Genomic DNA, 20,525 nt, shown 5'->3' on the forward strand with positions numbered 1-20,525 from the left:
GCCATTACGCGCTGAGCCGTCAGCTGCGGCCCAGCTGTTCCTCTTCTATGAGTTCCTCGAGCTCGGCCTCCAGCTCGGTCATCTCGTCCGGGAAGACCCAGCGGCGCATCGCCCAGAAGCGGAAGGCCATCTGAAGGAAGTTGCCGATGACGAACGCGCTGACGAAGTCGGCGACGTTCTCGACCGTGAAGCTGACGTTCGGCTGCCGCAGGTCGAACACGTAGCTGGAGATCCACAGCGGGATGTTGCTCAGCACCACTCCGACGCCGCTGACCGCGAAGAACAGCAGGGCTTCGTGGTGGCGTTCCCGGCCGCCGCGGTTCTTGAACGACCACTCCCGGTTCAGTATGTAGGAGGCGATCACGGCGATGACGCCGGAGATGATCTTCGCGGTGACCGGTTTCTCGGTCAGCACAGTCCATTTGAGCGCGTAGAAGAAGCCGCTGTCGATCACGAAGGTCGTTGCGCCGACGATGGCGAACTTGATCAGCTCGTGATGGCGGTAGGCCATCTCCCGCAGGGGCCGGGGGAGGACGCTGACCACGTCGTCGACGAAAGACACGAGAGCCGAGTGTACCGGTAGCGGTCATGGCAGCCGGACATGACAAGATTGCACGACGTGAGCACCCGTTCCTTCGATCAAGCCGCCATGCCAACCGTCACCATGATCGGTGGCGGTCAGCTGGCGCGGATGACCCATCAAGCCGCGATCGCGCTCGGCCAGCGGTTGCGGGTGCTCGCCGAGAACCCCGAGGATCCGGCCGCGCAGGTCAGTCCCGACGTGGTGCTCGGCAGCCACACCGATCTCGCCGCGCTGCGCAAGGCCGCCGTCGGTTCGCACGCGCTGACCTTCGATCACGAGCACGTGCCCACCGAGCACCTCGCGGCGCTGGTCGCCGAGGGCGTCAACGTGGCGCCGCCGCCGCAGGCCCTGGTGTACGCCCAGGACAAGCTGGCCATGCGTACCAAACTCGCCGAGCTCGGCGTCCCGGTGCCCGCGTTCACCCCGGTCGCCGAGCCGGCCGACGCGGTGCGCTTCGGCGACGAGCACGGCTGGCCGTTCGTGCTCAAGGCGGTGAGCGGCGGCTACGACGGTCGCGGCGTCTGGATGCCCGCCGACGCCGCCGAGACCGAGCGGATCGTCACCGATCAGCTCGCGCACGGGGTGCGGCTGCTCGCCGAGGCGAAGGTCGATCTCAAGCGCGAGCTCTCGGCGATGGTGGCCCGTTCGCCGTTCGGGCAGGCTGCGACGTGGCCGGTGGTGGAGACCGTGCAGCGCAACGGTCAGTGCGCGGTGGTGGTCGCGCCCGCGCCGGATCTGGCCGACGCGCGGGCCGCCGAGGCCGAGACCCTGGCGCTGAACCTGGCCGCCGAGCTCGGCGTGGTCGGCGCGATGGCCGTCGAGCTCTTCGAGACTCACGCGGGTGAGCTGCTGGTGAACGAGCTGGCGATGCGCCCGCACAACTCCGGCCACTGGGGCATGGACGGGGCGCGCACCGGGCAGTTCGAACAGCATCTGCGCGCGGTGCTGGACTATCCGCTCGGCGACACCAGTCCGCTGGCTCCGGTCACCGTGATGGCCAACATCCTCGGCGCGGCGCAGGCGCCGGAGATGTCGATGGACGAGCGGCTGCATCACCTCTTCGCCAGGATGCCGGAGGCGAAGGTACATCTGTACGGCAAGGGCGAGCGCCCCGATCGCAAGATCGGGCACATCAACATCCTCGGCGACGACGTCGCCGAGGTGCGCGAGAAGGCAGAGCGGGCGGCGCACTGGATGTCGCACGCGGTGTGGACCGACGGATGGGACCCCCATGAGTAATCCTCGAGTTGGCCTGATCATGGGCAGCGACTCCGACTGGCCGACCATGGAGGCCGCCGCCGAGGCACTGGCCGAGTTCGGCGTGCCCTTCGAGGTGGGTGTCGTCTCCGCGCACCGCACGCCGCAGCGCATGCTCGACTACGCGCGCGACGCGGCCGACCGCGGCATCCAGGTGATCATCGCGGGCGCCGGCGGCGCCGCCCACCTGCCCGGCATGGTCGCCTCCGCGACCCCGCTGCCGGTCATCGGCGTCCCCGTCCCGCTGAAGTACCTCGACGGCATGGACTCCCTGCTCTCGATCGTGCAGATGCCCGCGGGCGTCCCGGTCGCCACCGTCTCCATCGGCGGCGCCCGCAACGCGGGCCTGCTCGCCGTCCGCATCCTCGCCGCCGCCGACCCGGCCCTGCGCACCCGCATGACCCAGTTCCAGTCCGACCTGGAAAAGCTGGTCCTCGACAAGGACGAAGCTCTCCGCACCAAACTCCTCGGCTGAGGTGCGGCATCCGGATGCCGCCTAACAGCGGCGCCCGGATCGCAAGGCTGCGACGGATTCGACCAAACCGGCGCTTTCCAAGGCGTCGAGTATTTCCTCGACGGATTCCGGCGGATTGCGCCGAGAGTCGGCGATCTGTTGGACACACGCCCACACGATCCGATCATCGACGGCGATCTGGTCGAGAACGAATTCGTCGGGACTCTTGGCTTGGATGTCCCACTCCGCCAGGCGCTCGGGTGGAAAGTCACGCAGGTTCGAGGTGACGATCACTTGCGCGCCCACCTTGATGGCGGCCGCGAGGACGTGCCGGTCGCCGGGGGTCCGGCAGTTTCAGGCCCTCGATGAGCGCCTCGTACCCCTCTACGAGGCAGTCGGGCACCGCATCGATGATCAGCTCGCGCAGCCGATCCAGCTTGTGAGCCGAGATGTCCGGTCGCTTGTCCGCGAGATTGCCGAGTGTCTCGTCGAGGATCGCGTTCGTCCACTTCGCCTGGACGACACCGGATCTGGCGAGGCGGATGAGCATGTCGCGGAGCGTGTTGCCGTAGAGCACGTTGGCGTCGTACAAGACAACGAAGGCCATGGTCAGATACCGAGTTCCTGCCCGAGGCCGGACAGTTCGTCGGCCGCCGCCCGGCTCTTGGCCTCGCTGCGGCGTTTGTACTCCTTCAGGTCGTCGAAGCGGATCCTGCGATGGGTACCGATGAGACGGAAGGGAATCTCGCCGGCCTCCAGCAACCGAACGACATAAGGACGGGAGACGTTCAGCATGTCTGCCGCTTGCTGGGTCGTCAGCTCGGCGTGCGACGGCACGATGGAGACGCCTCGGCCCTCGGCCGCTTGGGCCAGGATGAACGCCACCATATTGACAACCTCGCGGGGGAGGATCAGGGCGTTGTCGCTACCCGTCTCACCGTCGACCCGAACAGTGTCTTCCGAGGGGTGACGCATGAGGTAGTCCTTGATGCGCCGCATCGCACGCGCTGCGACTTCGGCATCGATCTCACCAGGCTCGATGCGCTTGGCGGCATGAATTCCGGCCATGAGATCCTCCTCTCCAGTCGAATTATACGAAACAAACGAAATAACCGAAACAACCTTGCCGGGCGATGCGGATCTCCGCGCGTCGGTCGCTACGGTGGCTGCCGTGGCAACTGAGGAGAGTGCGCGGGCGCGGGCCGCGGAGGATCCGGCGCAGTTTCGGCTGACGGTGGTGGATCAGGCGCTGCGGTTGTTCGCGGACAAGGGGTACGAGGCGACGACGGTCGACGAGATCGCGGAGGCGGCGGGGATTTCGCGGCGGACGTTCTTCCGGCAGTTCCGCTCGAAGGAGGACGTGATCTTCGCCGATCACGAGTCGCAGCTGGCACAGGCGGCGGCCTATCTCGCAGGCGCGCGGGACGACGATCCGTGGGAGGCCGTGTGTGCGGCCGTCGTGCAGGTCTTCGAGCGGTTCACGCAGTGGCGCGAGATCGCGGCGCGGCGCTACCAGGTGGTGCGCCGGGTGCCCGCGCTGCGCGAGCGCGAGATCGTCACCGTGTTCCGTTACGAGCGCCTGTTCACCGACTACCTGCGCGAGCGTCTGCCCGATGTGCCCGACCTCGCCAGGGTGCAGTTCACCGCGGCGGTCACCGCGACGCACAACTATCTGTTGCGCCGCATGGTGCGCGGCGAGTCGGACGCGGGCGCCGCGGACCTGCGAGTGGAACTCTCGGCCATTCCGCGCGGTCACGGCCGGATCTGCGAGCCCGAGGAGATGGTGGTCGCGGTTTTCCCGAGGGACATGCCCTCGCGCCAGGTGATCGATCTGCTGACCCGCAAGCTCGGTGGCCTGTGACCTGCCCAACAGTGCCAGGCTTTGACACTCAGTGCCAATAGGTATCCGCACGTTGCGGCGAATCTCGTGCGTATACTTGCGCTCGAAGTGGCACTGAGTGCCGACCTGTTGAAAGCTGCCGACCGCGGCCTAAGACCCATCACCCAGGAGCGTGTCCCATGGCGGGAAACCCCGATTTCGACCTGTTCAAGCTCGAGGACTTCCACGACGAACTGCGGGCGGCCATCCGCGGTCTGGCGGAGAAGGAAATCGCGCCGTACGCCAAGGACGTCGACGGTAACGCCCGCTTCCCGGAGGAGGCGCTCACCGCGCTGAACGCCGCGGGCTTCAACGCCGTGCACGTGCCGGAGGCCTACGGCGGCCAGGGCGCCGACTCGGTCGCCACCTGCATCGTGATCGAAGAGGTCGCCCGCGTCTGTGGTTCCTCCTCGCTCATCCCCGCGGTCAACAAGCTCGGCACCATGGGCCTGATCCTGAACGGCTCCGAGGAGCTGAAGCAGAAGGTGCTGTCCGACATCGTCAACGGCGAGATGGCCTCCTACGCGCTGTCCGAGCGCGAGGCGGGCTCCGACGCCGGCTCCATGCGCACCCGCGCCAAGCGGGACGGCGACGACTGGATCATCAACGGCTCCAAGTGCTGGATCACCAACGGCGGCAAGTCCTCCTGGTACACCGTGATGGCCGTGACCGACGCCGAGAAGGGCGCCAACGGCATCTCCGCGTTCATGGTGCACAAGGACGACGAGGGCTTCGTGGTCGGCCCGCTCGAGCACAAGCTCGGCATCAAGGGTTCGCCCACCGCGGAGCTGTACTTCGAGAACTGCCGCATCCCCGGCGACCGCATCATCGGCGAGCCCGGCACCGGTTTCAAGACCGCGCTGCAGACTCTGGACCACACCCGCCCGACCATCGGCGCGCAGGCTGTCGGCCTCGCCCAGGGCGCGCTGGACGCGGCCATCGCCTACACCAAGGACCGCAAGCAGTTCGGCACCGCCATCGCCGACTTCCAGAACACCCAGTTCATGCTGGCCGATATGGCGATGAAGATCGAGGCCGCCCGCCTCATGGTCTACACCTCGGCCGCCCGCGCCGAGCGCGGTGAGAAGAACCTCGGCTTCATCTCCGCCGCCGCCAAGTGCTTCGCCTCGGACGTGGCCATGGAGGTCACCACCAACGCCGTCCAGCTCTTCGGCGGCGCCGGTTACACCACCGACTTCCCGGTCGAGCGGATGATGCGCGACGCGAAGATCACCCAGATCTATGAGGGCACCAACCAGATCCAGCGCGTGGTGATGTCCAGGGCGTTGCTGCGCGGCTGACGCCGGCACGCTGCGTATTCGGGAACGGCCGGGTTGTTACCCGGCCGTTCCCTTTTTTCGTTCACCGACCGATCTCGGAGATTGTTCCGAGTCCTATCGGTAGTTTTATCGTGTCCGTCCCACAGCTCGTTTCGAGACCTCCAGCGCCATAAACATTGATAGCTGGATTTTGCGGAAGCCGTCGGGGCTTTGTCTGTGGCTGACGTCGATCCTCGCTGATAGGAAGCGCCTCAACGGGCGTTTCGACGGTACGTCGGCAGGAGTTGACGGCATGTTACGCCATATTGCATTCACTAGTGAAAGTCACTCACGAAGAAGGAAATGGGGTGGTTCGTCGATCGCCGAACGAGGAGACTCGCGAAGCGATGCTCGACCTCGCACTGCGACGAGGTGAGTGATGTCCAAGATCGTCATCGGACCGCAATCGGGGATGAATTGGTTCCCGTTGTCCGACACCGAAATCTCGTGTCCGCACACCATGTCCACGGTGGACGCCGTGCGGATCTGGGCCGAGGACTATCTGACCGGCACCGAGCCGGACCTCGGCCGCGACGGGCCCGTCTGTCCTTATGTCAGACCGTCGCTGCACCGCGACCTGATGTGGGTCGGCAGGATAGCCGGCGTGCGTCCGTGGCCGCCGTACGTGCGACTGGTCATCGAGGACGCGCTCGAGCTGTTCGGGAGCCTCCCACCGGAAGACGGCGGCGGTGCCGTCCTGCGCTGCCTCGTCACCGCACTGCCTGATCTGCGGGACTTCTCGCTGATCGACAACCTGCACGACGTACTCAAGACGCGGTTCGTCGAGCGCGGCTTCATGCTCGGGCAGTTCTATCCCGGATGCAAGGAGCCGGGATTGTGGAACAAGGACTTCCACCCGCTCGATTCGCCCATTCCGATGATCGTGGTGCGCAGCATGATGGCCACCGACTTCCCGTTCCTGCTGGGGCGGCCGGAGTGGATGTCCGCATACGTCAAGAAGTTCGCGCCCGGTCTGCCCGCCCACGTGCGGCAGGTGGTAGTCGGCCGGTTGACCGCGAGCTCGAACCTCGATGTGCCCGTCTACCAGCTGCAAGCGGAGCAGGGCAGTGCGGCGATGCCGACCGAGAACGGCAGTCCGGTCCATCTGGGGCCGCGGAAAGCCAGCTGAGACACACAGCGATCGACGACCAAGGGACCGACTATGACGCACGGACTTTCGGCCGCGCGGGGGATCGACATGGGCCAGAACGGGGAGTTTCCGCTCTCGCCCGCACAGCTGGGCATGTGGTACGCACAGCAGCTCGATCCCTCCGTGCCGCTCAACGAGGCGCAGTACATCGAGATGCGCGGCCCGCTGGACATCGACACCCTCGTGGAGGTCGGGCATCGCGCCGCGCACGAGTTCGAATCGGCGCTGCTGCGGTTCGGCGAGCGCGACTCGCGTCCGTATCAGGTCGTCGACCACAGCCTCGACACCACGCTGGCCTATTTGGATCTCAGCGATTCCGCGGACCCGGACGCCGAGGCCATGCGGTGGATGCGCGCGGACCTGTCCGCGCCGGTGGATCTGCTGGGCGAGCGGCCGGGAGTGTCGGTGTTGATTCGCGTCGCACCCGATCGGGTGCTGTGGTACTCGCGCGGACACCACGTCGTGGCGGATGGGTTCGCGTCCGTGACGGTTTTGTACCGCGTGGCCGAGTTGTACAACGCGGCGCTGGCGGGCGAGGAACCGAAGCCGAACCGGGCGTCCGGGCTGCGCGAGATTCACGACGCGGAAATGGCCTACCGGGAGTCGAGCCGGTTCACCGCCGACGCGGAGTACTGGGAGCAGCGCATCGCGGAGATGCCGCAGCGATGCAGCCTGGTGACGGGCTCCGCGCCCGCGCACGCGCTCGGGCGTGCGCGCACGCACCAGCTGTCCGACGAGGTGAAGGCTCGGCTCGACGCGGCGGCAACACGTTTCGGCGTCGGCGCGCCTGCGCTGGTGATGGCGGCACTGGCGGTCTACTACGCGCAGGCCACGGGCGCGCACGACGTGGTGCTGAGCCTGCCGGTCTCCGGCCGCACCACCGCGGCGCTGCGCCGGTCGGCCGGCATGCTGGCCAATGTCGTTCCGCTGCATGTCACGGTGGGGGAGCGCAGCACGCTGGTCGAGATCGTCGACGCGATCCGGATCGAGGTCTCCGGTGCGCTGCGCCACCAGCGGTACCGGCACGAGGAGATCCGGCACGCGACGGGCGAGGTCGAGGCTACGGGCGGGCGCGGTGTCGTCGGCCCGGTGGTCAATATCATGCTGTTCCCCAGCGAGGTCGAGTTCACCGGCATCGAGACCAGCCTGCACGTGCTCACCTCGGGCCCGATCGAGGACCTGTTCGTCAACATCTACCAGCACGGCGCACAGGCGCCGGTCCACCTCGATTTCACCGCCAATCCCGATCTCTACGACGACGAGACGCTGGCCCGCCATCACCTGCGGTTCCTGAAGCTGTTCGAGGGCCTGCTCGACGCCGAGCCCGGCACCGCGGTCAGGGACGTCGAGTACTTCCTCGACGACGAAATCGCCCTGCGCACAGGCGCGCACGGGCCGACGCCGCCCGCGCCGCGGCGGCTCTCCGATGTGCTCGACGAGGGGCTGAACACGGCGGGCACGGACACCGCGGCCGTGGTGGACGGCGCCCGCACCGTGAGCTACGGCGCGCTCGACCACGCAGCGGCCGTCCTGGCCGGACGGCTCGCCGAGCTGGGCGCGGGGCCGGACGACGCGGTGCTGGTCGCCCTGCCGCGCTCGGTGGAATCGGTGCTCGCGTTCTGGGGCGTGGTGCGTTCCGGCGCGGCATATGTGCCCGTCGGTACCGGGAATCCGGCCGAGCGGGTCGCCAAGATGGCGGCGGAATGCGGTGCGCGCCTGGGGATCACGACCCGCGAGCAGGGGGCCCGGCTGCCCGATGGGGTGCGGTGGCTCGAGATCGATACGGATGCGGCGATTCTCGCGGCTCTCGAACCCGGCGACGGCGCGCGGGGTGCTGGGGACAGAAAAGCCGCGGAGCAGGATTCGACCGAATTCCGGCCGCGTGGCGAGGTCCGTCTCGACCACACCGCTTACGTCGTCTTCACCTCCGGGTCGACCGGCGTGCCGAAGGGCGTCGTCGTCACCCACGCGGGAATCGCGGGTCTGGCCGACGCCGTGCGCGAGGCATACCGGCCCGAGGTCGGCTCGCGCGTGCTGCACTGCCTGAACCCGAGTTTCGACGCGTCGATGCTCGAACTGCTCATCGCCTTCGGCAACGGCGCGACGATGGTGATCGGCCGGGGCGAATCCATGGCGGGCGCCGAATTGACCGCCGCGGTCGCCGATTTCGGAATCACCCAGGTGTGCTCTACGCCCGCCGTGCTGGCGACGCTGCCCGAGGGCGCGCTGGACGGCGTGGTCGCGGTCTCCACCGGCGGCGAGATCTGCCCGCCGGAACTGGTGGCGCGCTTCGGTCCCGGCCGCAGGCTGGTGAACTCCTACGGCCCGTCCGAGACCACCGTCGCGGCCACCTTCACCGGCGCGATGGATCCGGAGCGTTCCTCCGGCATCGGCCGTCCGGTGCCCGGCGCCCGGCTGATGGTTCTCGACCGCAGGCTGCGCCCGGTGCCGATCGGCACGCCGGGAGAGCTCTACATCGCCGGACCCGGCGTGGCCCGCGGTTACGCGGGGCGTCCGGGCTCGACGGCGGACCGGTTGGTCGCCGACCCGTTCGGCCCGCGGGGAAGCCGGATGTACCGCACCGGTGACCTGGTCCGCTGGCGTTCGGTCGAACCGTTCGACGACGCGGCGCGCGCGAGCGCCGACGGTGTGGTGCTGGACTACTTGGGCCGCAGCGATTTCCAGGTCAAGCTGCGCGGAATGCGTGTCGAACCGGGAGAAGTCGACGCGGTGCTCGATTCGCATCCCGAGGTGGAGATCGCGGTCACCGTGGTGCGCACCGGCGCGTCGGGCCGCGCCATGCTTGCCTCGTACGTCGTTCCGGTGCACCGTGATTCGCGGCCCGCCGAGCTGGACGTGCCGCACCTGCGGGAATTCTGCATGCGCAGGCTGCCGGGCCACATGGTGCCGGGCACCATCACCGTGCTCGACGCCCTGCCGCTGACCGGCAACGGCAAGGTCGACCGCCGGGCGCTGCCCGAGCCGACGGCCGACGCCGCGCCGCGCACGGCGGCGACGGAGGTCGAGGGCGCGTTGTGCGCGCTGTTCGCCGAGGTGCTCGGCGTGCCTGCGGTCGGAGCGGACGTCTCGTTCTTCGCGCTCGGCGGCGATTCGATCCTGTCCATCCAGCTGGTCGCTCGCGGCCGGGCGGCCGGTCTGGTGTTCTCCGCGCGTGACGTGTTCGAGCACCCGACGCCCGCCGCGCTGGCGTCGGTGGTCAGCGCGCCGGGTGAGCGGACGGTGCTGGCCGAACTGCCCGGCGGCGGAGTGGGTTTCCTGCCCAGGACGCCGATCGTGGACTGGCTGCTCGAGCAGCCGGGGTGGCAGCGGTTCAGTCAATCCATGGTGCTCGCCCTGCCCGCCGGGCTGCGCGAGCCGGAACTCGTGCGCACGCTCGGCGCGGTGCTCGACCGGCACGACATGTTGCGCGCCAGGGTCGTTCGCGGCGGCTTGGAGGTCGCGCCGCCCGCGACGATCGCGTCCGAGTCGCTGCTCGTTCGCGTGCCCTGCCCCGAAATCGACGGCGTGGACACCGAATCCGTCGTCGACGATGCCGCCGCGCGGCTGGCGCCCGACGCGGGCGTCATGGTCGCGGCGACCTGGCTGGATCCGGGCCCGGATGGCGCGGGCCTGCTCGTCCTCGTCATCCACCACCTGGCCGTCGACGCGGTGTCCTGGCGCATCCTGATCACCGACCTGATCTCCGCCTGGGCGCAGGTGCGCGCCGGCGAGACGCCCGAGCTGCCGTCCGTCGGCACCTCCATGCGCACGTGGGCGCACGCCCTCACCGAGGCGGCGACGACCGAACTGTGGACCGCCGAGGCCGACTACTGGGCCGCTGTGCTCGCCACCCCCGATCCGCCGCTGGGCCGCCGGGGGCTCGACCCGGTCGTCGACACCGGCGACACCCTCGACCGCCTCGAACTGAGCCTGCCCGCCGCGACCACCGCGACGCTGCTCGACCGGCTGCCCGCGACCTATCGCTGCGGTATGGAAGAGGCGCTGCTCGCCGCGCTGGCCACGGCGCTCGCCGACCATCGTGCGCAGACAAGCCCCGCGCTGGTCATGCTGGAGCGGCACGGCCGCGACGAGGCCGCCGTGCCCGGCGCCGACCTCTCCCGCACCGTCGGCTGGTTCACCAGCCAGTTCCCCGTACGGCTCGAGATCGGCGACGCCGGTCCGCTGGACGCGCTCGCCACCGTGAAGGAACAGCTGCGCGCCGTCCCGCGCGGCGGCATCGGCTACGGCCTGCTGCGCCACGCGAACCCGGAGACCGCAGCAATCCTCGGTGCGGCCCCGCACCCGCAACTCGGATTCAACTACCTCGGCCAGGTGGCAGAAGGTGATTCCGACGCGACGCAGAACGCGGTGCCGTGGCTGCCGGTCTCGCTCGCGGCGAGCCTGGGCGGTGGCGGCGGCGCCGAGCTGCCCGCCTCGGCGGTTCTCGCTGTCGACGCGGTGGTCGTCGAAAGTCCGAAAGGTTCGGTGCTGCACGCGGTGTGGCGGTACGCCTCGGGGATTGTCGACGGCGCGGAGATGGAAGCCCTTGCCGGGAAATGGATCTCCGCGCTCGAGGAGCTGGCGTATCGGCTGGCCGAGTCCGATGCGGGCAAACTGACGCCCTCCGATCTGCCGCTGGTCGCTGTCGATCAGCGACAGCTGGACGCCTGGGCCACAAGGTATCCCGCCATCACCGACGTGTGGCCGCTGGCTCCGCTACAGCATGGTCTGCTCTTCCACGCGCAACTGGCCGCCGGTCGCACCGACGAGTACGCGGTGCAGGCCGTGTTCGAATTCGACGGCGCCGTGGACATCGAGCGACTGGCGGCCGCCGCCACCGCGACCGTGCGCGCACATGAGGCGCTGCGCACCGCGTTCGTGGCGGGCACCGACGAGCCGGTGCAGATCGTGCTGGCCGACGTCGAGGTGCCGTGGCGCACGGTGGATGTCGATCCCGCCGAATTCGACACGTTCGCGGCTCGCGAGCTGGCCGCGCCGTTCGACATGGCGCGCCCGCCGCTGGTTCGGTTCGTGTGCGCGCGGTGCGGCGACGACGACATTCGGCTGCTCGTCACCAACCACCACTTGGTGCTCGACGGCTGGTCCATGCCGCTGCTGCTCGCCGAACTGCTCGCGCGATACGAAAGCGGCGGCGACGGAGCGGGTTTCCCGCCCTCTGTCTCCTACCGCAACTACCTGGAATGGCTGACGCACCGGGACCGCGCCGCGGCGATGGCGGCGTGGACGGACGCGCTGTCCGGACTGTCCGGTCCGACGCTGGTCACCGCGGGGCGTACTCCGCTGCGAACCGGCTCGGGGAAACTGGATCTGGAGTTGCCGCTCGCGCCCGCGAGTGCCCTCGCCCTCCAGCGCATGGCGGCCGACCAGGGCGTCACCCTCAACACGGTGGTGCAGTGCGCATGGGGCCTGCTGCTCGCCGAGCTCACCGGCGAGACCGACATCGTCTTCGGCGCAACGGTTTCCGGTCGCCCGGCCGATCTGCCTGGCGCGGAGCGGATCGTCGGCATGATGGTCAACACCCTTCCGGTGCGCATCGCCCTCGATCCGGCCGAGCCGGTCGGTGACCTGCTGCGCCGGGTCCAGCGCGAGCAGGGGGCCCTGCTCGACCACCACACCGCGGGGCTCACCGAGATCCAGTCCGGCGCCGGGCTCGGCGTGCTGTTCGACACCGCCATCGTCTACGAGTCCTATCCGGTGGACGCGGCGGCCCTCCGCGGCGCCGCCGAGCACGCGGCGCTGCGGGTTCGCGACTTCCGTGGCCGCGACGGCACCCACTACCCGCTCTCGCTGGCCGCCCACGCGCGCGACACCTTGCGGCTGATCCTCAGCTGTGCCACCGCATTCTTCGACGCCGCCGAGGCGGACGCGATCGGCGCGCGCCTTGTGCGGATGCTCGACCGCATGGCCGCCGCCGGCCCGGCTGGGCAGACCGCCGCCGTGAGCGGCGTGGATCGCGCCGAGGTGATGCGCTCCCGCCCGCAGCCGACGCGACTGCTGCCCGATCTGCTGCACTGCGGCGTGCGCCCGGGCCGGGTCGCGGTCGAGGACGGCGCGTCGGCGCTCGACTACGCCGAACTCGACGCCCGCTCGAATCGCTTGGCCCGCAAGCTCGTCGCGGCCGGGGCGGGTCCCGAGACGGGGGTGCTGCTCGCGCTGCCGCGGTCTGTCGACTGGTTCCTCGCGGTCTGGGCGATCGCGAAATCCGGCGCCGCGTTCGTCCCGGTCGATGTCGACCATCCCGGGGACCGTCTCGCCACGCTCGCCGCCGACAGCGGCGCGCAGCTGGGTATCACCACCACAGAACACCGAGATCGACTGCCCGGCACCGTGTCTTGGATGCTGCTCGACGATCCGGTGCTGTCCGCCGAACTGCCGGACCATTCCGACGCGCCGGTCACCGACGCCGACCGGCCGCGTCCGCTGCGCGCGGAACACCCGGCCTACCTGATCTACACCTCGGGATCGACCGGAACGCCCAAGGGCGTCATGGTGACCCACGCCGGACTCGGCGGACTCGCGGTGGGCACCTCGGCGCGCATGCGGGCCAGGCCGGGCGATCGCGTGCTGCTCAGCATGAACCCGAACTTCGACGCCGCGACGCTGGTGTGGCTGTCCACCTTCTACACCGGCGCCACGCTGGTGGTCGCGCCAGCGGCGGCGACCGCGGGCGACGAGCTGACCTCCGTGATCGTGTCGAACGAGGTGACCCACGTCATCGCGCCTCCCGCCGTGCTGGCCACGCTCTCGACCGACTCGTGGAACGGCGTGCGCACCGTGGTCACCGGCGGCGAGGTCTGCCCCCCTGAGCTCACCGCCCGGGTCGCGGCCGGGCGGTCGATGATGAACTCCTACGGCCCCGCCGAGGCGACCGTCGCCGCTACGTTCAGCGGGGCCCTCGTCCCCGGCGAGGTCGCGGGTCTCGGCGGGCCGATGCCCGGATTCGGGCTGGTCGTGCTCGACCGCTGGCTGCGGCCCGCACCGGTCGGGACGGTCGGTGAGCTGTACCTGATGGGTCCCGGCCTGGCGCGCGGTTACAACGGCCGCGCGGGGCTCACGGCCGGGCGGTTCGTGCCCAGCCCGTTCGGCGCCCCCGGTGACCGGATGTACCGCACCGGCGACCTGGTCCGGCGCATCTCGCGCAGCGGCCTGGAATACGTGGGTCGCAACGACTCTCAGGTGAAGCTGCACGGCATCCGGGTCGAGCCCGGCGAGGTCGACGCGGTGCTGCGCGATGTGCCCGGCGTCGGGCTCGCCGTCACCGTGCCGCGGCGCGGGCCCACCGGCGATCTGGCGCTCGCGGCCTACGTGGCTCCGACGGCGGGCGCCGAACTCGACGCCGCGCGCCTGCGCGACCATCTGGTTCGCCGCCTGCCCCGCCATCTGGTGCCCGCGGCGGTGACCGTCCTGGACGTTTTGCCGGTGACCGGTAACGGCAAGGTCGACGTGCGCGCGCTGCCCGAACCCGAGAGCGTCGCCGTGGAATACGTGGCTCCGCTCGGCGTCGAGCGCGTCGTGGCGGAGGTCTTCGGCGCGGTGCTCGATCGTCCCGGCGTCGGGGCGTTCGACGATTTCTTCGCGCTCGGCGGCGATTCGCTGTCCGCGACCAGGGTGACCGCCAGGCTCGGCGCCGCACTGGACATCCAGGTCCCGGTCCGGCTGCTGTTCGAGGCGCCGACGGTGCGCGCGCTGGCCGCCCGGCTGCCCGCGGCGGGCGACGGTGCCCGGCCCAGCATCGGACCACGCTCCGGTCCGCGACCCGAGCGGATTCCGCTCGCGCCCGCCCAGCAGCGGATGTGGTTCGTCAACCAGTACGACCCGGAATCCGGCGCGTACAACATCCCCGCGGTGCTCCGCCTGCGCGGTGAACTCGACGTGGCCGCCCTGCGTGCGGCGCTGTCGGACGTGCTGGCCAGGCACGAGGCGCTGCGCACCGTGTACCCGGCGCGCGACGGCGTCGGCTATCAGGTCGTGCTGCCGCCGGACGCGCTGGAACTGGACCCGGAGCCGACCCCGCTGGCGGCGGACGAGCTGCCCGCCGCGGTACTCGACTGCGTCACAAGAGGTTTCGAGGTCGCGTCCGAGGTTCCGTTGCGGCTGCGCCTGTTCCGCGTCGCCGCCGACGAGCACGTCCTCGTCGTGGTGGTGCACCACATCAGCGCGGACGGCTTCTCCATGGGCCCGCTCGCCAGGGACGTGCTCGCGGCCTACGCGGCCCGTTCGCACGGAGCTGTACCCGACTGGGCCGAATTGCCCGTTCAGTACGCGGATTACACGCTCTGGCAGCGGGAACGGCTCGGTTCACCCGACGACCCGGAATCCCTGCTCGCGGCTCAACTGGACTACTGGACCCGCACATTGAAGGGGCTGCCCGACCGCCTCGAACTGCCCGCCGACCGGCCGCGTCCGGCCATCCCGTCGCTGCGCGCCGGCACCGTGCTGCGCACCCTCGACGCCGAATCGGCCGCCGCGCTGGACGAACTCGGCCGGACACACCACAGTTCGCTGTTCATGGTGCTGCACGCCGCGCTCGCGGCGCTGTTCGCCAGGCTCAGCGGCACACCGGACATCGCGATCGGAACGCCGGTCGCCGGTCGCGGCGCGGCCGAATTGGACGACGTGGTCGGCATGTTCGTCAACACCGTCGTACTGCGCACCGAGATCGACTCCGCCGCGTCGTTCGCCGAACTGCTCGCCGGGATCAGGCGCACCGATCTGGACGCCTTCGCGCACGCCGACATCCCGTTCGAGAGCCTGGTCGACGTGCTCGATCCGGCGCGCTCGGCGGCGCGGCACCCACTGGTCCAGGTGATGCTGGTGTTCCAGAATCTCGCGCCGGTGGAACTCACGCTGCCCGACCTGCACGTGGCCGCGGTGGAGCTGGAGCAGCAGAGCTTGCGCTTCGACCTGAGCGTGACGGTGGCGCCGGACGAGACGTCCGGCCTGACGATCCGCTTCGGCTACGCCACCGATCTGTTCGACCACGACACCGTCGAGCGCTTCGCGGACCGCTGGCTGCGGCTGCTGCACGCCGTCGCCGCGGATCCCGAAGCGCCCGTCGGTGATGTCGAGCTGCTCGACCCGGAAGAGCGTACGGCCCTTGCCATCCCGGCTCGCCCTTCGGTGGCCGAACCGACCGTGCTGCCTCGGCAGCTGGCCGAGGCGGTGGCCGCCAATCCCGACGGCGTCGCGGTGGCCGACGGCGTCACCCGGCTCACCTACCGCGAACTCGACGAGCACGCCAATCGGTTGGCCCGGGTCCTCATCGCCGCGGGCGCGGGCCCGGAGGGGCTGGTCGCGATCGCCATCCGGCGCTCGCTGGACGCGGTGCTCGCGGTATGGGCGGTGGCCAAGACCGGCGCCGCGTTCGTGCCGATCGACCCCGCCTACCCGCCCGAGCGGATCGCGCAGATCCTGGACGATTCCGGGGCGCGGCTCGGGGTGACGGTCCGCGCCGTCGCGCCGACGCTGCCCGGCTCGGGATTCGACGACGCCGCGGAGACCTCCGGCGACCCGCGGGTGCGCTGGCTCACGCTGGACGATCCGGCCACCACCGATCTGGTGCACTCGGCCGCCGGTGCGCCGATCGACGCCGCCGAACGCACCGCGCCGGTGCGCTGGCAGAACCCGGCCTACGTCATCTTCACCTCGGGGTCCACCGGACGACCGAAGGGCGTCGTCGTCACGCACGAGGGTCTGGCGAATCTCACCGCCGCGCAACGTGATCGGATGCGCATCACCGCGGACTCGCGAGTGCTCGCCGTGGCGTCCCCGAGCTTCGACGCCGCGGTGCTCGAACTGCTCATGGCCGTCGGTGCGGGCGGCACGCTCGTGATCGCCGGTCCCACCGCCTTCGGCGGTCCGGAACTCGGCGAACTGCTTGCCCGCGAGCGTGTCTCGCACATCGCGCTGACACCTTCCGCATTGGGCTCGGTCGATGCCGCCGCACTCGGCCCCGAACCCGCGCTGCGCGGCATCATCACCGGCGGCGAGCCGTGCCCGCCGGAGCTGGTCGAGAAGTGGGCCGCGCCGGATCGCCTGCACTTCAACGACTACGGCCCGACCGAGACCACGATCTGGGCGACCGGCAGCGAGGCGCTGCGACCCGGCGACGAGATCACCATCGGCGGCCCGGCCCCCGGCCTCGCGGTCCGCGTGCTCGACGAGCGGCTGCACCCGGTCCCGGACGGTGTTGTCGGCGAACTGTATCTGTCCGGCCTGGCCCTCGCCCGCGGCTACCACGGCCGCTCCGCGCTGAGCGCCGCCCGATTCGTCGCCGATCCCTACGGCGCGCCCGGCGGACGCATGTACCGCACCGGCGACCTGGTGCGCAGGCGCGGCGGCGCACTGGACTACCTGGGCCGCGGCGACCTCCAGGTGAAGCTGCGCGGGCTGCGCATCGAGCTCGGCGAGATCGAGTCGGCGCTGGCGAGCGACCCCGCGGTGCACCAGGCGGCGGTGACGGTGTACACCGATCCGGCCGTCGGTGAGCTGCTGGTCGGCTATGTGGTGCCGCACGGGGCTGGGGTGCGAGAGGCGGCGGCGCTTGGCATGGAGGCGCATGAGCCGCAGGCGCGCGAGGCTGGAGCCCCCGCGGCCGGGGCGCACGAGGCGGAGGCGCACGGCATGGCGGCGCGCGACGCCCGGGTGTACGAGGCTGAGGCCGGGACGTACGAGGCCGAGGCGCGCGGAGTTGATGCAGTGGAGGCCGAGGGGCGCGAGCTCGAGGCGCTCGAGGCTGAAGAGCGCGACGCCGAGCTGTCCAACCTCGCGACGATCGACCTCGAGGCGCTGAAAGCGTCTCTTGCCCAGCGGCTTCCGTCGTACATGGTGCCGTCGGCGCTCGTCGTGCTCGACGAACTACCGCGCACCGCGAACGGCAAGCTCGACCGGCGCGCCCTGCCGGCCCCCGATATCAGGGCCGGTCGATTCCGCGAGCCGAACACGCCCACCGAGCGCGTCGTGGCCGACACCTTCGGCGAGCTGCTCGGCGTGCCACGGGTCGGCTTGGACGACAACTTCTTCGCGCTCGGCGGCAATTCGCTGATCGCGACCCGTATCGCGGCCCGCCTCGGCGCCGCGCTGGACACCCGCGTTCCGGTGCGGATGGTGTTCGACGCCCCGACCGTCGTCGAACTCGCCGAAGCGGTGCGCACCGCGGCCGCGGCGCCGGGTCCGCGGCCGGGTCCGCGTCATCGCCCCGCCCGCATTCCGCTCTCGGCGGCGCAGCGGCGGATGTGGTTCCTCAACCGGTACGACCCCGCGTCACCGGCGCACAACGTGCCCATCGCGGCCGAGGTGGAAGGCGATCTGGATCCGGCGATCCTGCAGACGGCGTTGATGGACGTGCTCGCCCGCCACGAGTCGCTGCGCACGGTGTATCCGGTGGACGCCGAGGGCGAGCCCTACCAGGACGTCCGCGGTCTGGCGGAAGCCTATGTGCCGGTGCGGATTTCCGATGCCGACCCGGACGCGGTGCCGGGGCGGGTCGCCGCGGCGATCGCCCAGGGCTTCGATCTCACCGCCGAGCTTCCGATCCGCGTCTCGCTGCTGCGGCTCGGCCAACGGCGGGCGGTGCTGGTGGTGGTCATGCACCACATCGCCTCCGACGGCTGGTCGCTGGCGCCGCTGACCCGCGATGTGATGATGGCCTTCATGGCTCGCCGCGCGGGCGCCGCGCCGTACTGGTCGCCGCTGCCGCTGCAATACGCCGACTACGCCCTGTGGCAGCACGAACTGCTCGGCGCCGACGACGATCCCGACAGCGTCGCGCACCGGCAGCTGGAGTACTGGCGCGGTGCGCTGGACGGATTGCCCGAGGTCTCGACCCTGCCGAGCGACCATCCACGACCCGTGGTGTCCACTCACCGCGCAGGCGTGGTCGAGTTCGACATCGATGCCGCTGTGCAGCAACGGATTCGGCAGATCTGCCGGTGGCACGGCGTCAGCATCTTCATGGTCGCGCACGCCGCGCTGGCCGTGCTGCTCGGCGGGCTCTCCGAGGAGCGGGACGTGGCGATCGGCTCGGTCATCGCAGGCCGCGGCGACGGTGAACTCGACGAGCTGGTCGGCATGTTCGTGAACACGCTGGTGTTGCGCAGCCGGATTCGCTCCGAGGACACCTTCGAAAACCTGTTGGCCGCAACGAAAGACAGCGATCTGGACGCCTTCGGCAACGCCGACCTGCCGTTCGAGCGGCTGGTCGAGCTGCTCGCCCCGGCTCGCTCCACCGCCCACCATCCGCTGTTCCAGGTGCTGCTCGTCTTCCAGAACTTCGAGCGCGAACCGGCCGCCCTGCCCGACCTCGACGTCCGCCCGCTCGAAATGCCTTCGGTGGGAGCGAAATTCGATCTGGAGTGGATGCTCGCCGAGCGCTTCGACGAGGAGGGCGGGCCGGCCGGTATGCGCGGCAGCCTGACCTTCGCGCTCGACCTGTTCGAACCGTCCACCGCGCAGACCTTCGCCGACCGGTACGTCGAGGTGCTCGACGCCGTCACCGCGAATCCGGGTCTGCTGCTCGGTGAACTGGACGTCACGGCCCCGCCGGGAACGGTCGTCTACGAGCCGCCGCCGAACCTGACCCAGCGGCGCACCGCCGACCTGCCCTACCGGCCGCCCGTCACCCGCACCGAGCAGGAGGTGGTCAGCGCTTTCGAGACCGTGCTCGACGCCGACCGGGTCGGCTTGGACGACAACTTCTTCGAACTCGGCGGCACCTCCATGGTGGCGATCCGCCTGTGCGCCGAGCTTGGGGAACGCCTCGGCTGCGCCGTGCCGGTGCAGTGGATGTTCGGCGATCCCACGCCGGGTGCGCTGGCCCAGCGCATCGTCGAACAGCGAGAAGCCGGGCCGGACGGCGTGGATCCGGCGCTGCTGCCGCTGCTGCCGTTGCGTGCTTCTGGCAGCGGACCCGCGCTGTTCTGCGTGCATCCGGCGATCGGATTGGCCTGGGGCTATGCGGGATTGGTGCGTCATCTGGATCCCGGCCATCCGGTGTACGGGCTGCAATCGCCCGGCGTCGCCGCCGAGCAGCCGGACATGTCACTGACCGAACGCGCGGCACGCTATGCCGACGAGATGCAGGCCGTCCAGCCCGGCGGTCCGTACCGAGTGCTCGGCTACTCGGCGGGCGGACCGCTCGCGCATGCCGTTGCCGTGGAACTCCAGCGCCGCGGCACGACGGTCTCCGCGCTGGTCGTCATCGACGGCCGCGCCGACGTGGAACCCGAGAGCACCACGGAGATGCCGCCGCCGGAGGTCTTGCTCGCCGAGTTCGGCGGCATCGACCCGGACCTGCTCACCGGAGACCAGCCGCTGGCCGAGCGCGCCGCCGAACTGCTGCGCGGTGGCGAGAACGACTTGGGCGCGGTGGCGGGTGGCGGCTTGGGCGCTGGGCCGGACGGTGCTTTGGGCGCGACAGCCGCAGGCGCTCTCGGCGCGCTCGACGCCGCGGCCCTGGAACGCCTCCACCTCGACTACCAGCAATTGGTCCGACAGGCGGCCGAGTACCGGCCCGGCGTGTTCGACGGCGACATGCTGTTCTTCAGCAGCACCAGCGTCCGACCCGGCTACGGGCCCAACGTGGACACCTGGAGGCCGTATGTCGGCGGCGCGATCCTCGATCATCGGACCGGTCACGAACACAACCGGCTGACCAGGCCAGAGGCCCTCGCGGTGATCGGCCCGATCCTGGCCGAGTACCTGAGGGAGCGCGGCTGACTTCGATCGCAACCGCCGTGGGGGGGGGGGGGCGCGCGCCCCCCCCCGCGGGGGGGCGGCGCGCGGGACCCCGCGACCGGGTACCCCCGGGGGGGGGGGGTAGGTAGAGAGGGAAGACCAAGGGCGGCGCCCCGACGAAAAAGCGG

Annotated in this window: 10 protein-coding genes; 6 read left to right on the forward strand and 4 right to left on the reverse strand. The window is 70.3% G+C overall.

Going from position 1 to position 20,525, the window contains the following annotated elements; translation table 11 throughout:
- Positions 1-19: 19 nt before the first annotated feature.
- Positions 20-562 carry a GtrA family protein gene (locus AB0H50_RS32765; RefSeq protein WP_357460399.1) on the reverse strand — a complete coding sequence of 181 codons (543 nt, stop codon included), beginning with the start codon at positions 560-562 and terminating at the stop codon, positions 20-22.
- Between the two features lie 39 nt (positions 563-601).
- Here AB0H50_RS32765 and AB0H50_RS32770 point away from each other — a divergent pair, with 39 nt between their 5' ends.
- Both AB0H50_RS32770 and purE read left to right on the forward strand, forming a co-directional pair.
- Positions 602-1,822 carry a 5-(carboxyamino)imidazole ribonucleotide synthase gene (locus AB0H50_RS32770; RefSeq protein ID WP_357460401.1) on the forward strand — a complete coding sequence of 407 codons (1,221 nt, stop codon included), beginning with the start codon at positions 602-604 and terminating at the stop codon, positions 1,820-1,822.
- A complete protein-coding gene (purE, locus tag AB0H50_RS32775) occupies positions 1,815-2,315 on the forward strand; it encodes a 5-(carboxyamino)imidazole ribonucleotide mutase (protein WP_084501883.1) in 501 nt (166 codons plus the stop codon). Before AB0H50_RS32770 ends, purE begins: the two co-directional genes overlap by 8 nt.
- Before the next feature lie 21 nt (positions 2,316-2,336).
- Here purE and AB0H50_RS32780 read toward each other — a convergent pair whose 3' ends face one another.
- Genes AB0H50_RS32780 through AB0H50_RS32790 form a run of 3 tightly spaced genes read right to left on the reverse strand, consistent with a single transcriptional unit; the run spans position 2,337 to position 3,362 of the window.
- Positions 2,337-2,588, reverse strand: a complete 252-nt coding sequence (locus AB0H50_RS32780) for a hypothetical protein (protein WP_357460404.1) — start codon at positions 2,586-2,588, stop codon at positions 2,337-2,339.
- Positions 2,563-2,901: a hypothetical protein gene (locus tag AB0H50_RS32785; protein WP_357460406.1), complete on the reverse strand. Its 339-nt coding sequence runs from the start codon at positions 2,899-2,901 to the stop codon at positions 2,563-2,565. Before AB0H50_RS32785 ends, AB0H50_RS32780 begins: the two co-directional genes overlap by 26 nt.
- A 2-nt stretch (positions 2,902-2,903) precedes the next feature.
- Positions 2,904-3,362, reverse strand: a complete 459-nt coding sequence (locus AB0H50_RS32790; RefSeq protein ID WP_357460408.1) for a helix-turn-helix domain-containing protein — start codon at positions 3,360-3,362, stop codon at positions 2,904-2,906.
- Between the two features lie 103 nt (positions 3,363-3,465).
- Between AB0H50_RS32790 and AB0H50_RS32795 the strand changes: the two genes are divergently transcribed.
- The 4 genes from AB0H50_RS32795 to AB0H50_RS32810 all read left to right on the forward strand — a co-directional run bounded on the left by AB0H50_RS32795 (position 3,466) and on the right by AB0H50_RS32810 (position 20,379).
- Complete coding sequence (locus AB0H50_RS32795; protein WP_357460410.1) at positions 3,466-4,155, forward strand: TetR family transcriptional regulator; 690 nt, start codon at positions 3,466-3,468, stop codon at positions 4,153-4,155.
- A 158-nt stretch (positions 4,156-4,313) separates the two neighbouring features.
- Positions 4,314-5,474 carry an acyl-CoA dehydrogenase gene (locus AB0H50_RS32800; protein WP_357460413.1) on the forward strand — a complete coding sequence of 387 codons (1,161 nt, stop codon included), beginning with the start codon at positions 4,314-4,316 and terminating at the stop codon, positions 5,472-5,474.
- A gap of 397 nt (positions 5,475-5,871) precedes the next feature.
- Positions 5,872-6,621, forward strand: a complete 750-nt coding sequence (locus AB0H50_RS32805; protein WP_357460415.1) for a DUF6875 domain-containing protein — start codon at positions 5,872-5,874, stop codon at positions 6,619-6,621.
- A gap of 33 nt (positions 6,622-6,654) precedes the next feature.
- On the forward strand, positions 6,655-20,379 hold the full coding sequence (locus AB0H50_RS32810) for an amino acid adenylation domain-containing protein (RefSeq protein ID WP_357460417.1): 13,725 nt from the start codon (positions 6,655-6,657) through the stop codon (positions 20,377-20,379).
- Positions 20,380-20,525: the final 146 nt, after the last annotated feature.

Source organism: Nocardia sp. NPDC050793, assembly GCF_040654065.1.
Classification (GTDB): Bacteria; Actinomycetota; Actinomycetes; order Mycobacteriales; family Mycobacteriaceae; genus Nocardia.

What these genes read in the sequence shown, in the direction of transcription:
- AB0H50_RS32770 (WP_357460401.1), top strand. Translation starts at nt 602, where the DNA reads ATGACAAGATTGCACGACGTGAGCACCCGTTCCTTCGATCAAGCCGCC.
- purE (WP_084501883.1), top strand. Translation starts at nt 1,815, where the DNA reads ATGAGTAATCCTCGAGTTGGCCTGATCATGGGCAGCGACTCCGACTGG.
- AB0H50_RS32785 (WP_357460406.1), bottom strand. Translation starts at nt 2,901, where the DNA reads ATGGCCTTCGTTGTCTTGTACGACGCCAACGTGCTCTACGGCAACACG.
- AB0H50_RS32790 (WP_357460408.1), bottom strand. Translation starts at nt 3,362, where the DNA reads ATGGCCGGAATTCATGCCGCCAAGCGCATCGAGCCTGGTGAGATCGAT.
- AB0H50_RS32800 (WP_357460413.1), top strand. Translation starts at nt 4,314, where the DNA reads ATGGCGGGAAACCCCGATTTCGACCTGTTCAAGCTCGAGGACTTCCAC.
- AB0H50_RS32805 (WP_357460415.1), top strand. Translation starts at nt 5,872, where the DNA reads ATGTCCAAGATCGTCATCGGACCGCAATCGGGGATGAATTGGTTCCCG.
- AB0H50_RS32810 (WP_357460417.1), top strand. Translation starts at nt 6,655, where the DNA reads ATGACGCACGGACTTTCGGCCGCGCGGGGGATCGACATGGGCCAGAAC.